This is a genomic window from Xanthobacter aminoxidans (genome assembly GCF_043193615.1).
GTDB lineage: Bacteria > Pseudomonadota > Alphaproteobacteria > Rhizobiales > Xanthobacteraceae > Xanthobacter > Xanthobacter aminoxidans.
Genome location: NZ_JBAFUS010000001.1, coordinates 1,537,673 through 1,549,897 on the forward strand (window position 1 = coordinate 1,537,673; position 12,225 = coordinate 1,549,897).

General features: G+C 64.0%; 13 protein-coding genes. 8 read left to right on the top strand and 5 right to left on the bottom strand.

The features are described 5' to 3' along the window. The 4 genes from V5F74_RS06975 (at position 1) to V5F74_RS06990 (ending at position 2,302) form a co-directional block, all read left to right on the top strand. A complete protein-coding gene (locus V5F74_RS06975; RefSeq protein ID WP_394006998.1) occupies positions 1-297 on the top strand; it encodes an addiction module antidote protein in 297 nt (98 codons plus the stop codon). 205 nt (positions 298-502) lie between these two features. Beyond that, positions 503-697 carry a hypothetical protein gene (locus V5F74_RS06980; RefSeq protein WP_394007000.1) on the top strand — a complete coding sequence of 65 codons (195 nt, stop codon included), beginning with the start codon at positions 503-505 and terminating at the stop codon, positions 695-697. 193 nt (positions 698-890) lie between these two features. Beyond that, positions 891-1,169, top strand: coding sequence for a metal/formaldehyde-sensitive transcriptional repressor (locus V5F74_RS06985; protein WP_394007002.1), 279 nt, complete (start codon positions 891-893; stop codon positions 1,167-1,169). 14 nt (positions 1,170-1,183) lie between these two features. Further along, positions 1,184-2,302, top strand: coding sequence for a nickel/cobalt efflux transporter (locus tag V5F74_RS06990; protein WP_394007003.1), 1,119 nt, complete (start codon positions 1,184-1,186; stop codon positions 2,300-2,302). 123 nt (positions 2,303-2,425) lie between these two features. Here V5F74_RS06990 and chrA read toward each other — a convergent pair whose 3' ends face one another. The 3 genes from chrA to V5F74_RS07005 all read right to left on the bottom strand — a co-directional run bounded on the left by chrA (position 2,426) and on the right by V5F74_RS07005 (position 7,006). Then, entirely contained in the window at positions 2,426-3,814 is a 1,389-nt protein-coding gene (chrA, locus tag V5F74_RS06995) for a chromate efflux transporter (protein WP_394007005.1), read from the bottom strand. A gap of 10 nt (positions 3,815-3,824) precedes the next feature. Next, complete coding sequence (locus V5F74_RS07000; protein WP_394007007.1) at positions 3,825-4,646, bottom strand: chromate resistance protein ChrB domain-containing protein; 822 nt, start codon at positions 4,644-4,646, stop codon at positions 3,825-3,827. 566 nt (positions 4,647-5,212) lie between these two features. Next, on the bottom strand, positions 5,213-7,006 hold the full coding sequence (locus V5F74_RS07005) for a sulfatase-like hydrolase/transferase (protein WP_394007009.1): 1,794 nt from the start codon (positions 7,004-7,006) through the stop codon (positions 5,213-5,215). Between the two features lie 316 nt (positions 7,007-7,322). Here V5F74_RS07005 and V5F74_RS07010 point away from each other — a divergent pair, with 316 nt between their 5' ends. After that, positions 7,323-8,282 carry an amidohydrolase family protein gene (locus V5F74_RS07010; RefSeq protein ID WP_394007010.1) on the top strand — a complete coding sequence of 320 codons (960 nt, stop codon included), beginning with the start codon at positions 7,323-7,325 and terminating at the stop codon, positions 8,280-8,282. Between the two features lie 43 nt (positions 8,283-8,325). Here V5F74_RS07010 and V5F74_RS07015 read toward each other — a convergent pair whose 3' ends face one another. Together V5F74_RS07015 and V5F74_RS07020 are read right to left on the bottom strand one after the other, a co-directional pair. Then, positions 8,326-8,568 (bottom strand): hypothetical protein, encoded by a 243-nt coding sequence (locus V5F74_RS07015; RefSeq protein ID WP_394007012.1) that lies wholly within the window; start codon positions 8,566-8,568, stop codon positions 8,326-8,328. 443 nt (positions 8,569-9,011) lie between these two features. Next, positions 9,012-9,221, bottom strand: coding sequence for a hypothetical protein (locus V5F74_RS07020; RefSeq protein WP_394007014.1), 210 nt, complete (start codon positions 9,219-9,221; stop codon positions 9,012-9,014). Positions 9,222-9,333: 112 nt separating this feature from the next. On the opposite strand from V5F74_RS07020, the gene V5F74_RS07025 reads away from it, so the two are divergent. Genes V5F74_RS07025 through V5F74_RS07035 form a run of 3 tightly spaced genes read left to right on the top strand, consistent with a single transcriptional unit; the run spans position 9,334 to position 11,823 of the window. Then, positions 9,334-10,053 (top strand): SOS response-associated peptidase, encoded by a 720-nt coding sequence (locus V5F74_RS07025; protein WP_394007016.1) that lies wholly within the window; start codon positions 9,334-9,336, stop codon positions 10,051-10,053. Then, on the top strand, positions 9,947-10,939 hold the full coding sequence (locus V5F74_RS07030) for a HipA family kinase (RefSeq protein ID WP_394007018.1): 993 nt from the start codon (positions 9,947-9,949) through the stop codon (positions 10,937-10,939). Before V5F74_RS07025 ends, V5F74_RS07030 begins: the two co-directional genes overlap by 107 nt. Next, positions 10,936-11,823 carry a DUF3037 domain-containing protein gene (locus V5F74_RS07035; protein WP_394007020.1) on the top strand — a complete coding sequence of 296 codons (888 nt, stop codon included), beginning with the start codon at positions 10,936-10,938 and terminating at the stop codon, positions 11,821-11,823. Before V5F74_RS07030 ends, V5F74_RS07035 begins: the two co-directional genes overlap by 4 nt. Positions 11,824-12,225 lie beyond the last annotated feature (402 nt).

Here is a 12,225-nt window from a genome sequence, read left to right on the forward strand (position 1 = left end):
ATGGCACTCAACACCACCCCATTCGATGCAGCGGAATTTCTCGACGACGCCGAGTCCCAGGCTGAACTGCTGACCGATGCGTTCGAGACCGGAGACCCGGCCTATATCGCCAATGCCCTAGGCGTGGTGGCGCGCGCCCGCGGCATGACACAGATCGCCAAGGACGCTGGCGTGACCAGAGAGGCGCTCTACAAGGCACTGAGCGCGGAAGGCGATCCCAAGCTCACCACGCTCATGGGGGTTATGAAGGCGCTCGGCCTACGGCTGTCGGTCTCACCTGACCAAGCCGCGGCCTAAGACTTCCTTCCGGGGTGGTCCCGCCCATGGAGATCGAGGGTGACGTTCCCCACCGACCGTGAGCGAGCCCGGGACGCGCTGATCCTCGCGGCGCTGATCGTCGTCGGGTTCTTCCTCGCCGTCGTCATCCTGCTATTGCACGTGCTCGCGTAGTCGTCATGACCGGGCGAGCGCAAGACATCGGCAGAGAAGGGAAACCCGCGATATGAGCCGCCGAGCCGCTCGCTTCACGCAAGCAGACCTGGCCCGGGTCTTCAAAGCAGCTAAAGCCGCCGGCATGGTAGTGCGGGTGGATCTAGAACGCGGCATCACAGATGTGATGCCCCCGGAACTTTTTCCTCAAATCCGTAATGATGAGGAGAACAAACCCGCCACTCCAAAAAGGGTGATCGTGATGTAGGTCTAGCCCTGCATCGGCATCAAATCACTCAAGATTTCAACAGTTAGACTCGAACAGGTCGGCATCAGATCCGATGGGAAGCGTGACGCCGAGGGCACCTCCGAGCTGGCGAAGCCGGCAGAGATGCGGTGTATGCCAATGGCCAAGCGCGGCGCGCCTTGTATAGGGTACCCCCCTATGCTATTTGGCGGCCATGGCCCATACGATCAAAAACAAGGCGAAGCTTCTCGCCCGCGTCCGCCGCATCAAGGGACAGGCCGAGGCCGTGGAACGCGCTCTGGAGGCCGAACTCGGCTGCACCGACGTGCTCATGCTGGTCGCGTCCATGCGGGGAGCCATCAGCGGCCTGACGGCCGAGTTGATGGAGGACCACATCCGTCATCACGTGGTGAACCCGGACGCGGAGCCTGATCCCGAGCGCGCCAAAGGCGCTGCCGACCTCATCGAGGTTGTCCGCACCTACCTGAAATAGCCTCCAGGCAAGCAATGACCTCGTTCACCGACCTCATGCAGCAGGGCGTGGCTCACGCCTGGCTGTTCATCCCCTCGGCCATCTTGCTCGGCGCTCTGCACGGGTTGGAGCCTGGCCATTCCAAGACGATGATGGCAGCCTTCATCATCGCCATCCGCGGAACCGTTGCGCAGGCGGTGCTACTGGGCCTCGCCGCGACAGCCTCCCATACCGCAGTCGTCTGGATCATCGCCCTGGGTGGGCAGTATTTCGGCCAGCAATGGGGTGGCGAAGCGAGCGAGCCCTATTTCCAATTGGCGTCGGCCGCAGTGATCGTCGCCATTGCCGTCTGGATGGCCTGGCGCACGTGGCGCGAGCAGTCGTGCGAACGTCATCACCATCATGACGATGAGGCCCAAATCATCCCGACCGGCGAGGGACCGATTGCGCTTGGCATCTTGGAGGACGGGGTGCCGCCGCGCTGGCGGGTATCGAGTCCCTCCGGAGACAAGCTTCCAGATCCGGGCCAAGTTCACGTCGAGACGCTCCGTCCCGGCAATATCCGGCAGGCATTTTCCTTCACGGGCCGAGGCGGCTTCCTGGAAAGCTGGCAGGAGATTCCCGAACCGCATGCCTTCGCGGCAACGCTGCGGCTACAGCGCGCCGACGGCAGGACGGAGGAGCACAAGCTCACGTTCGAGGAGCACGATCATTCCCACATGAGCCTGGGCGAGGAGGATGACGACCATGCGCGCGCCCATGCCGACGACATCCGCAGGCGGTTCGCCGGCCGGGAGGTGACAACCTGGCAGATCGTTGCCTTTGGGCTGACGGGTGGCCTGATCCCTTGCCCCGCGGCCATCACCGTCCTGCTGATCTGTATGCAGCTCAAGCAGTTGAGCCTCGGCTTCGTGCTGGTGGTGTGCTTCAGCATTGGCCTTGCTCTCACGCTGGTATCGGCCGGCGTGCTCGCCGCGCTCAGCGTCCGGCATATCTCGCGGCGGTGGTCCGGCTTCAGCAGTTTCGCTCGCCGTGCTCCCTATGCGTCCGCCGCGCTTATCTTGATGGTCGGGCTATACACCGCCTGGCTTGGCTGGCATGGGCTCGGGCTGCATCACGTCTCCACTATGGCCATGGCGCCCCACCTCTCCTGAAGAGAGGTATGGCCTAGGGCAGTTCTCTCACGTCCATCCTTCGTCGTCTCCCATCGTCGATCGACACGCTGACGACGGCGCTTCGGCGCCGGTGGCGTGCCATCGTCGCCACATGCGTCTCGTTCAGCCCAAAACAGAGAGCACCATTCCCGCCAAGCCGCATATCGCAAGAGTAGGAAGCATCCCGAGCCTGAGCCGGAACATTGCGATCATAGCCATCGCGGAGAGCGCGGCCGCCCGCCAGCCCATGGAGGAGAGCACGGGCAGGTCCGGCCCGATGCCGTGCCAGTCCACGCTCACCACCTGCCGGAAGACGACGTGGATGGCGAACCACAAGGCGAGGTTCAGGATCACGCCCACCACCGCCGCCGTGATCGCGGACAGGGCTGCCCCGAGCGCGCGGTTGCCGCGGAGCGCCTCCACATAAGGCGCCCCGAGGAAGATCCAGAAGAAACACGGGACGAAAGTCACCCAGAGCGTCAGCAGGGCGCCGAGGCACCCCGCCAGCATCGGGTTGAGAATGCCAGGCGCCCGATAGGCGGCGAGGAAGCCGACGAACTGGAGCACCATGACGAGCGGGCCGGGTGTCGTCTCGGCAAGTCCGAGACCGTCGAGCATCTCGCCGGGCGCGAGCCAGCCGAAGCCGTCCACCGCCGCCTGTGCCACATAGGCGAGCACCGCATAGGCCCCGCCAAAGGTAACGACCGCCATCAGGCTGAAGAAGGAGCCGATCTGCGTCCACACGCTCCCGCTGCCGAAGGTCGCCCACAGCACCGCGACCGGGCCGAGCCACAGGGGCAACCAGACGGCGATGATGCCGGCCGCGCGCTGCAGCGATGGCTCGGCATGGGTCAGTTCCCCCCGCTCGAACATCTGGTCCACCACGCCGTGGGTGTCGGCCTTCGCGCCGCCGTAGCCCGCGCTCTGGAACAGGTCCGGCGCGGCCCGGCTGCCTGCCCATCCGGCGAGGCCGGCGGCAAGGATGATCAGCGGGAACGGTATGTGCAGGACATAGATGGCCAGGAAGGCGAGGCCGGCAATCACCACCATGAGGCGGTTCTTCAGCGCGCGGCGGCTGATCCGCAGCAGTGCCTCCACCACTACAGCCAGCACGGCGGCCTTCACGCCGAGGAAAGCCGCATCGATGAGCGGCACGTGGCGATACAGGGCATACAGAATGCTAAGGGCAAGCATCACGACAGCGCCGGGCAGCACGAAGAGCAGCCCGGCCGCCAGCCCGCCCGCGGTGCGGTGCATCAGCCAGCCGATATAGGTGGCGAGCTGCTGCGCCTCGGGACCGGGCAGGAGCATGCAGTAGTTCAGGGCGTGCAGGAACCGCTGCTCGCCGATCCAGCGGCGCTCCTCCACGAGTTCCCGGTGCATGAGGGCGATCTGCCCGGCGGGGCCGCCGAAGCTAAGGCAGCCGATCTTCGCCCAGACTTTCATGGCCTCCCGGAAGGTCGGGCGCGCGGGTGCTGCGGCGGTGCCGCTCGTTTCGAACGTGATGGCCATGGCGCGCCCCTCACCCCTGCCTCTGGTGGCCGGCGGGCCAGTTGTGGGTTTCCTCCACGGCGTCACGGCACCAGCGATAGAAGGCGTCGTAGAGCATCATGCCGGCATCGAGCTGCTGCAGGTCTTCCCGATACATGCGGGAGAGGCCAAGAGAGGCCGCGAGGAAGCCGGCCGCCTGGGGCGACAGGTCGAGCCGTGCCGTATCCGCGGCGCGGACGATGACTGCGAGGTGGTCGAGCACGGGTGACCTGAGCCCGAATTCCTCGATCATGGTATCGAAGGTGCAGCCCTCGCCGCGGTGGCTCCAGAATGCGCCGTCGATATCGAAGGGCGCGGCACCGAAGGCCGCCGCGACGCCCTCCACCTCGGAGGCGCCGACAAAGAGGAAGGCGGCGTCGGGATCGATGAAGCGGCGGATCAGCCAGGGGCAGGCAATGCGATCCACCTTCGGGCGGGCGCGCGTGACCCAGACGGCCCGCCCCGCCGCATCGCGCGGCGGCAGGGCTGCTTCAGAGAAGAGCAGGCCGCCGCTATCCCGCCACGCCGCGAAGCCGCCTTCTAGCGTTTCCGCCGCAACGCCCTGGACCCGAAGCCACGCGGCCGCGCCCTGGCTGATCTTGTGGCCCTTCTGGCAGACCACGACGACGGATCGCCCCGCCAGTGGAGGCCCCCATTCGGCGACGGCGGAGTGGGCACGCCGGCGGGCTGCCGGCAGCATTCGCCGGTCCGCGGCGAAATCATCGTCGGTGCGAACATCGATGATGACGGGTGCGGTCGGCAGGCCGACGAGGCGGCCGAGCTGCGCCACGGTGATTTCGGTGTTTGAAGGCACGAGCGTCCATCCCTGGGCAGAGGGGAGAAAGGACGCGATTTCAGGCTGGCGCCTCACGGGGCAATCGCGGGAGCCCCTTGAGCGCAGATTAGACGGATCGGCGATCCGCGCGCAACCCCCGAGGATTTCCTCTCAGGTTTCGAGGTCCGCAGAGGCTGAACTTCACCGAATCGACGGCTCGATGCTCAGCGAGCGAGCAGAAGACACGCGAGACCAGCCTAGTCGATATGATGCAATGCCAAGAGTCTATAGTCTATTTAGCGCGGCGTCAGGATCGGCCGGCCGACTGTCGCGCAGCTCTCAAGCGGGCCGGGTAGGCGGCTGCGGCCACCACATGGGAGTTCACCAGCTTCAGTGCGCGAACGATGTCAGCGCTGATAGCTCTGCAATCGGCGGCGGCCGGGATGTTTGAGGCAAAGACGGGCTTCCGGAGACTGAAACCTATCGTCAACTCCCGGCTCTCCGTCGCGCGTCGAATACTTGCAATGGTAGAGCTCAACGTCGAACGTCCGGCCCTGCCGCCTGAGGGCAACGACATGGGCGGACTTGTTCGGCGATAAACGTCACTACCGCTCGCTTGCGGGCGGGAATACCCATTTGCCGTCCTTGAATGGCAAGAAGCTGCCATCGTCCACGCCAACCTCCGCGGCGATGAGGCCGTTGAGCTTGGCATTCAGCTCCATGATGAGATCGCCCGCTGCCCGCCCCTTCATGGCGAGGTTGTTCACCTCGTCGGGGTCGTTCTGCAGGTCGTAGACTTCTAGATCGTTCTTCCCTGTCAGCTCCTCCCAGGTGTCGGGCGTGTTGAAGCCCAGCGGGGAGAAGTAGCGGGAGAAGCGGTAGCGGCCATCGAACACGCTGCGGATGGAGCAGCGCAGCCGGAAGTCGGGGGGCTGCTTTTCCATGGCGGCGATGCGTTGGGCGAGCGGGACCGAAGTGTCCGACTTCACGTCGAAATGGGCCGCCCAGCGCGCGTCCTGATAACTCAGCATGTTGTAGCAGAACAGCGACCCCGGCCGCAGCGTGTCCGCCTTGGCGGCGCCCGGCGCGGTGAGCAGGGATGAGAAATCATGCCCCGGCAACCCTTCGCCCACGTGCTTCAGCTTGTCGGGCGGCGCGCCCGTGAGGGCGAGGATGGTGGGGGTGAGATCGACCTGCGAGGTCACCGCGTTGCAGGCGAGCCCGCCGGGATAGGCGGGGTGGACGATCATCAACGGCAAGTGATTTTGCTGGCGGTAGGTGGAATTGCCCTTGCCGCGCATCTGGTGATGGCCGCCCAGCTCGCCGTGATCGGCGGTGAAGACGATGATGGTGTCATCCGACATGCCGTTGGCCTTGATGGCCTCCAGCATGCGGAAGACCTGCAGGTCACAGTCGCGGATGCAGTTGAAGTAGTAGTTCTGCAGCACCCGCCAGCGGCGGTCCTCGTCCGGCCACTGGCCGACCAGGAAGTCGATGACCTCCTGATAGATCTGCTGCGCCTTGGGGCGGCCGGGAGCGTCGAAGGCTTGGGTGCGCGTGGACGGTAGGGGCACGTCCCACGTGGCCTTGTAAAGGTCGTTTTCCGGTGCGCGAGCGATGGGCATGGAGGACTGCTTGCCCTGTACCGTCTGGCCCGGAAGGTCGGAATTGATGAACATCACGTCATGCGGATTGACGAAGTTCACCGCCAGATACCAAGGTTTCCCGGCCGCCTTCAGTTCCTGGCCGCGGGTGCGCAGCCAGCGGGTGGCGAAGGCCGTGGTGGTGTCGTCGTAATTATAGCCGCCGAGCGTGCGGTCGTTGATGTCGCCGACGCCGAAGAAGTCGTCGAAGCCGTAGCTTTCGATGATCTCGCGATATTTCGCGAACGGCGCGTCGATGGCCTCGTTCACCTGGTCGAGATTGATCGAAAGGTGCCACTTGCCCTGATAGGCGGCGTGATAGCCGAGTTGGGCGAGGCGGTGGCCTACCGTCTTCACATCCGTCGACATGTCAGGCTGCCACAGGGCATTGGCGTTGTCGAAGACGCCGGTATGGGGAATGTGGAGCCCGGTATAGAGCGTCGAGCGCGCCGGCGAACACACACAGGACGCAGCCTGGTGGTTGGTGAAGGTGATGCCGTTGGCCTTGATCCATTCGCGGCCCGGCACCGGAAACGGCCATGCGTCGAAGAAGTGCTCCTGATCGACCAGGATGAACAGGAGGTTGTAGCCGCCGGGCGGTGCGTCGGGCGCCTTGATCGGGGAAGGTGCCCGGGACGGCAGGCCCCCGGCCTGTGTCTCCTTCGGCAGAAGGCTAGCAGCCACCAAAGCGGCGCCGGAGGTGAAAATCTCTCTTCGGGATGCCACAACGGTGCCCTCAGGCTTCTTCTCGCCCATTTTTGTTCCTCCGGCCATGCGTCGAGAATTATCAGGCTTGAATGTATCGTTCCATAAGAGAAACAATTGTGTGAACGTCGCCACCTGCAAGCAAGATTTCTTTGAAAGTTGAAGAGGGCGGGCGCCCGGCCGATGTGACGCCCCGATCTATCGCCCGGTAATTTCGGTGCAATCGGAAGCAAAGGGCGATGCTTAAACGTAGCTAAATTCAGCGCGCACGGATCTTTGCACGGCAATCTCCCTTCTCATCCAATGTCCGGCGCTGTAGATTGCGGCGTCCTCGCTTGCGCCCGCAGCCGTCAGCCCCGGAGCCCCCGTGAAAAAGATCGCCCTTGAGGAGCACTTCATCACGCCGGGGTTGGAGCCCCATATGCGGGCGGCGATGCCGCGCGTATCGGCGGAGGGCGCGGATCACCTGAGCCAACTCATGTTGGATTTCGGCGAACGCCGGCTTGCCGCCATGGATGAGGCCGGCGTGGATATCGCCGTGTTGTCCATATCCGGGCCGGGCGTGCAGGCCGAGCCTGACGCCGCCGTGGCCGTGAAGCTCGCCCGTGACGCCAATGACCGGCTGGCGGCCGAGGTCGTCAAGCAGCCGGCCCGGTATCGGGGCTTTGCCCATTTGCCCATGCAGGATGTGCCGGCGGCTACCGCCGAGCTGGAGCGCTGCGTGAGCCAGCTTGGGTTCGTCGGCTCCATGGTCAACGGCCACACAAACGGCGCCTATCTCGACGATCCGAGATACGATCCGTTCTGGGAGCGTATGCAGGCCCTCGATGCGCCGCTCTATCTGCACCCGACGGATTCCTTCGTGCTGCCCTACGTGCTTGAAGGCGCCCCGGAGCTCGTGAAGCCGACCTGGGAGTGGAACTTCGAGACCTCCTCGCATTTCCTGCGGCTGCTCTTCTCCGGCGTGTTCGACCGTTTTCCCGGGCTGAAGATCATCGTCGGCCACATGGGCGAGACCTTGCCCTACCATCTGTGGCGCTTTGACAGCCGCGCCGCACTCATCGTGGGCAAGCGCCCCCTCAAGGAGGTGCCGTCCTTCTATCTGAAGCGGAACATGTTCGTGACCACGTCCGGCCAGTTCGACGACGTCCCGCTGATCGCGGCGCTCTCAGCGCTCGGGGCCGACAAGGTGCTGTTCTCCATCGATTATCCGTACGAGGATTCCGCAACGGCAGGCCGCTTCCTCGACGCCGCGCCGCTCGACGAGACGACGCGTGCGAAGGTCGCGCGCGGCAATGCGATCGACGTCATGCGCATCAAGGCATGAGGCGGCTGGCGCGCCGGCACCAGAACAGCGCCGCGCTCCTCTGTCATTGACCGACGGCATCCTTCACGCACTTCGTGGTGAAGCTCGTCTGCGCGGCGCCGTGCAGCTTCTTGTCGGCCGCCTGCGTGTTGCAGGCCGCCGTCGCGTCCTTCTGGCACTTGGTGAGGAAGCTGGTACGCGCCGCGCCGGCGAGCTTCTTCGCGTCGGCATTGGCAACACAGGTGTCAGCCGAGGCGGCGACAGCCGAAAGCGACAGCAGGGCGAACGCGATTGCGAGCGTCTTCATGATTCCCTCCCACAGGTGGTCACGGGAGGCTATCACCGGCCGAGGCTCCGTTCGATGGTGCCGCAACCTCAGACACCAAACCACCAGTGCCAAAGCCGGACGATGGGGTCGAGGAGAAGCAATATCCACGCCCCAACGATGCAGAGGGTCAGGATCACGCTCCCGGCCCATCGCTTCCAGCGCGGCGCGTCTGGCGATGTCCAAGGCTGGTCGTTCATCTTTTTTCCTGAAACTGGTTGCCTCCCGGATAGGTCCACTTGAGATCAAGGAATCTGCCCGCCGCGTTCACCGCTTCCATGAGGTCCGAAAGCGCACGGTATTCCGGAGATCCGATAGGGCAAGTGCTCATCAGGGCAATGATGCGATGTCGGACCGTCCCCACAGCCTCGATGAAGGCTTCTCGGTCGGCTGGGCTCCAATACCGCGTTGATCGGCGGCCCACCTCAATCACCAAGAGCGTGGCGGCGCCGGCGGAAGCCAGATGATGCGTCCGCCTGGATGCGGGACATCTCGTGCTCAAGGTAGGCTTGCCCGACGAGGAGCGCGCGGATCGTGGCGCGAGGGTCGCCGTCGCAGGCCGCCAAGGCCTCCTCAATCTCCGCATCGCTGACGTCAAAAGGGGTTCGCTCGGCGGGCTGCGGCTCGCTCGACATGGTCAATCTCCGGCGCTGATCTGCGCCTATGGATTCCATGAGAACGAAAAGAGAACAAGCCACGAGATATAGGGGCTGGTGCCGGCCCGGCGCTGTGCCGTAGCCTCCTGCCATGTGCAACCTCTACAGCCACACCTCGAACGTCCAAGCGATCATCGATCTGGTGCGCGCGACGCGAAACCTCGCGGGCAATTTGCCGCCGCAGCCGGGCATCTTCCCGGACTATGAGGCGCCCATCGTGCGCACAGGCGCCGACGGTGCGCGCGAGATTGCGATGGCAAGATGGGGCATGCCGTCCTCACAGCTGGCGCTCATGGAAGCTGCAAAGAAGCGCGCGGCGAAGCTGGAGGCCAAGGGCCAGCCTGTCGATTTTAAGGAGCTGCTGCGCCTGGAGCCGGACAGCGGCACCACGAACATCCGCAACACGTCGAGCAAGCACTGGCAGCGATGGCTCGGCCCGGACAACCGTTGCCTTGTGCCCTTCACGAGCTTCAGCGAGTTCAACAAGGCCGCCGGTGGGGACGTGTGGTTCGCCTTCTCGGGGGAACGCCCCCTGGCCGTGTTCGCGGGGATCTGGACGCCGGGATGGACCTGCGTCCGCAAGATGAAGACGGGCGTCGAGACCGCGGACCTGTTCGGCTTCCTCACCACGGAGCCCAGCGAGCCCGTCGCCAGCATCCACCCGAAAGCGATGCCAGTGATCCTGACAGAGCCGCAAGAGATCGATGTCTGGATGCGTGCTCCGTGGCAAGAGGCGAAGGTGCTCCAGCGCCCGCTCCGGGCTGACGCGCTGCAGATCGTGGCGCGGGGTGCGAGGGAGGATAGCGTGTAGACCGCGCGCCATCCAAGCCGAGCCTTTGCTATTGCAACCCCTCGCTGTCTCATGGAAGGGTTGCACAATCAGGCGGCGGGCCGGGAGTAGGACTGTGCTGAGAAGGGCTCACCCCATTCGGTTCGAAAGAGGAACATCATCGGGCAGGACGGAGCCGTCCCTCGTCACCTGCGAGCTCGATAGCGGGGAGGAGGTCGAAGTAGTGGCGAAGTTCTCCGCCGGCTGCTTTGAGGGGGAGGTCAGCCTCGCGATGGAGGTTCTTGCAGCATGTTTGGCCGCAGACCTCGGCCTGCCTATCCCCGAGCCGTTTGTCTTGGAAGTGAGCCCCGAGTGGGCGAATACGATCCCGGACGCGGCAAGACGAGCAAAAATCCTTGCCGGCTCTCCTGTCGCGTTTGGCTCTCGCCTAGCAGTGGGACAATTTGCAGCTTGGAACTCGGGAAATCAGATTTTGGACGCGATGCGGCCTAAAGCAGCCGGCATATTCGTTTTCGACGCAGCGATCCAAAACGTTGACAGGCGAACCAGCAATCCCAACTGCCTCGTTCGCGGCGACGATCTGATAATCTTCGACCACGAGTTGGCGTTTTCGCATCGCCTGCCGCTGTTCGGGTGGATACCTCCTTGGCGGCTGGGGGGACTGACGTGCTTTGAGCACGGCGGGCATATTTTCTGGTCAGGCCTAAAAGGGAGTAATGTCGACCTGTCGCCAATCGGGGCCACATGGGCGGGCTTGTCTGACGGTCGGATCGCAGATTATGAGGCTGCGGTTCCGCCCGAGTGGGCAAATGCAGCTCCCGCCGTGTCGGTAGCTGCGAAGCTCATCCGAGATGCGCGGGACAACATCGACGGGGTGCTGGCGGAAGTGAGGCGGGTGCTCTCATGACAGACAGAACGACCTACACCTACACGGTGCTTCGGTACGTCCACGACGTGCTAACGGGCGAGTTCGTGAACGTCGGCGTCGTGCTGTTCCTCCCTTCGTCCGGCACCGTCAAGTTCAAAACCCGATCCACAATCGGGCGCCTAAAGGGCGTGTTTCCAGACATCGACCGCAAGGCCTTTGTCCGCGCAATGCACGCCGTGCGCCGCGCTCTCCAGGGCGTCGCACGGAACGAAGGCCCGCCAGACCTCTTCACCGATGTTCAAGATGCCGCGACCATCGCTCGTAAGGCGCTGCCCCTCGACGATAGCTCCTTGCAATGGTCGCCCAGCGGATCGGGTGTGACTGCCGACCCCGGGCAGGCGCTGGAGCGTATCTATGCGCGCTTCGTCTCCCGCTATGATTGCCCCCCACGCCACCGTCGCTCGGATGAAGACATCTGGCGCCCAGTCCGGCGCAAACTTGAAGAAAAGAACCTCGCCCAGCGTCTCCAGGAAAAATCCATTCATGGAGAAGTGGACGATATTATATTCAAGCATGCGTGGAAAAATGGTCAATGGCATGTCTACGAGCCCCTATCCTTTGACCTAGCAGACGCCGACGGAATTAAAGTAAAGGCGCGCGAGTGGCTCGGACATCTTGCTGCCGTGGTGGCTGGGGGCGATGCTGAGAGGTTCAAGCCTCATTTTATTGTTGGCGCGCCGACGGATCCAAAGTTAACAGACGCATACAGGACAGCGTTGGCCATTTTGGAGCGTGCCCCGAATAGCCCGGAAGTGTTTGAGGAGACTGAGCTGGACACCTTCGTTGCCCGCATTGAGGACGAGGTTAGAGCCCACGACGCAGAACAGGATTCACGTCGACATGACGGATCGCGTTCATATTGACCGCCCTCTCTAGATCGGACGTATCGCGGTCAGAACGCCCGGCATGGCACTTGGCGGCGTTACAGCCGGCACCCAAATGCCTCCTCCGCCCAGCCGTGGCGGGGGCGGCTCACGAGGCGGAACTGATTTAATCACCTCGGCCGGCGTCGGGTAAACCGGGGCCGGCCACTGATGTAAGTTCAAGTCGCGGTAACCAGGCAGCGTTTTACGCTTGCCATCGGGGCTAGTCGTCGTCTGCTGCCGGCGAAGTGTCGCCCTCCAGGACGATGTCTATTGGGGCGGGCGGTCCGTACCCCATCGCACGAAAGACCATCGTCGCCCCGACACCCACCGTCAGGACAAAGATGGCCACTATCATTGCCATGAGCGCGAGCTCTGCACGGCGCAGGCGAACGCTTGCGT

What these genes read in the sequence shown, in the direction of transcription:
- V5F74_RS06975 (WP_394006998.1), top strand. Translation starts at nt 1, where the DNA reads ATGGCACTCAACACCACCCCATTCGATGCAGCGGAATTTCTCGACGAC.
- V5F74_RS06980 (WP_394007000.1), top strand. Translation starts at nt 503, where the DNA reads ATGAGCCGCCGAGCCGCTCGCTTCACGCAAGCAGACCTGGCCCGGGTC.
- V5F74_RS06985 (WP_394007002.1), top strand. Translation starts at nt 891, where the DNA reads ATGGCCCATACGATCAAAAACAAGGCGAAGCTTCTCGCCCGCGTCCGC.
- V5F74_RS06990 (WP_394007003.1), top strand. Translation starts at nt 1,184, where the DNA reads ATGACCTCGTTCACCGACCTCATGCAGCAGGGCGTGGCTCACGCCTGG.
- chrA (WP_394007005.1), bottom strand. Translation starts at nt 3,814, where the DNA reads ATGGCCATCACGTTCGAAACGAGCGGCACCGCCGCAGCACCCGCGCGC.
- V5F74_RS07005 (WP_394007009.1), bottom strand. Translation starts at nt 7,006, where the DNA reads ATGGGCGAGAAGAAGCCTGAGGGCACCGTTGTGGCATCCCGAAGAGAG.
- V5F74_RS07015 (WP_394007012.1), bottom strand. Translation starts at nt 8,568, where the DNA reads ATGAAGACGCTCGCAATCGCGTTCGCCCTGCTGTCGCTTTCGGCTGTC.
- V5F74_RS07020 (WP_394007014.1), bottom strand. Translation starts at nt 9,221, where the DNA reads ATGTCGAGCGAGCCGCAGCCCGCCGAGCGAACCCCTTTTGACGTCAGC.
- V5F74_RS07025 (WP_394007016.1), top strand. Translation starts at nt 9,334, where the DNA reads ATGTGCAACCTCTACAGCCACACCTCGAACGTCCAAGCGATCATCGAT.
- V5F74_RS07030 (WP_394007018.1), top strand. Translation starts at nt 9,947, where the DNA reads ATGTCTGGATGCGTGCTCCGTGGCAAGAGGCGAAGGTGCTCCAGCGCC.
- V5F74_RS07035 (WP_394007020.1), top strand. Translation starts at nt 10,936, where the DNA reads ATGACAGACAGAACGACCTACACCTACACGGTGCTTCGGTACGTCCAC.